Here is an 855-nt window from a genome sequence, read left to right as displayed (position 1 = left end):
TCGTTTTATTCTGATCATCCATTCTCGACTGACAAAACTTATTCAATGGCGCCAGGGAACGATAATCCAAACCCTGCTTTACTGACTCATCAATATAAGCCAAGAAGGCCGCCACACCACGAATGGCCAAATTAAACCCTTGCCCTGCGACAGGATGTAAACTATGCGCGGCATTACCTAAGAGCAACACACCGGCCCGACATTGCTCTTCAGCTCTGACTAATTTCAACGGATAACTTACCCGTTCACCACAGCGTTCAATCGGACCTAGCCGCTCACTGAAACTCTCTTCCAAAGCTTTACAAAATTCAGCATCGCTCATATCCAAATGTGCCTGTATCTCTTTTTCGTCATGTGTCCAGACCAGTGCACAATCAGACTCCCTCAAGGGCAACATTGCCAATGGGCCTTTCTTAGTGAAGCGCTCAAACGCAACACCTTCATTTGGCAATGCAGTACTGACGTTAGCCACCAAGGCATGCTGAGAATATTTTTCCACTTGATAAGCAATGCCTAATAGCTTCGCAGTGCTCGACTCCGTACCATCTGCAATCACCATCAAGCGAGTGTTTAGCACTTTCTGCTGTTCAGGCTGCTCAATTGAGCTTAAGTGCACTTGATGGAAGTCTTTGCCTTGAGATATATGAGAAACCTTCACACCACTATAAAAAGGTAGTGATCTCTCATACACCTTGCTTAACAAACTCTGGCCCAAGCACTGATTCGGCACCACATAACCTAAGGCTTCCTGTCCATACTCTGCTGCATGCATCCGGGTGGTTCCAAAGCAGCCTTTTTCTGATACATGAACCTGTTCGATGGCACATACCGAAGGCTCAATATCTGTCCAGACAT

Annotated in this window: 1 protein-coding gene; it reads right to left on the bottom strand. The window is 46.3% G+C overall.

Going from position 1 to position 855, the window contains the following annotated elements; genetic code table 11:
- On the bottom strand, window positions 1-855 hold an 855-nt coding region (locus A3735_RS01565; protein ID WP_068637446.1), incomplete at both ends, for an FAD-dependent monooxygenase.

The organism is Oleiphilus sp. HI0061 (assembly GCF_001635675.1).
Note: the sequence above shows the minus strand (reverse complement) of the source record. Positions and strands in the feature narration are given on the sequence as shown.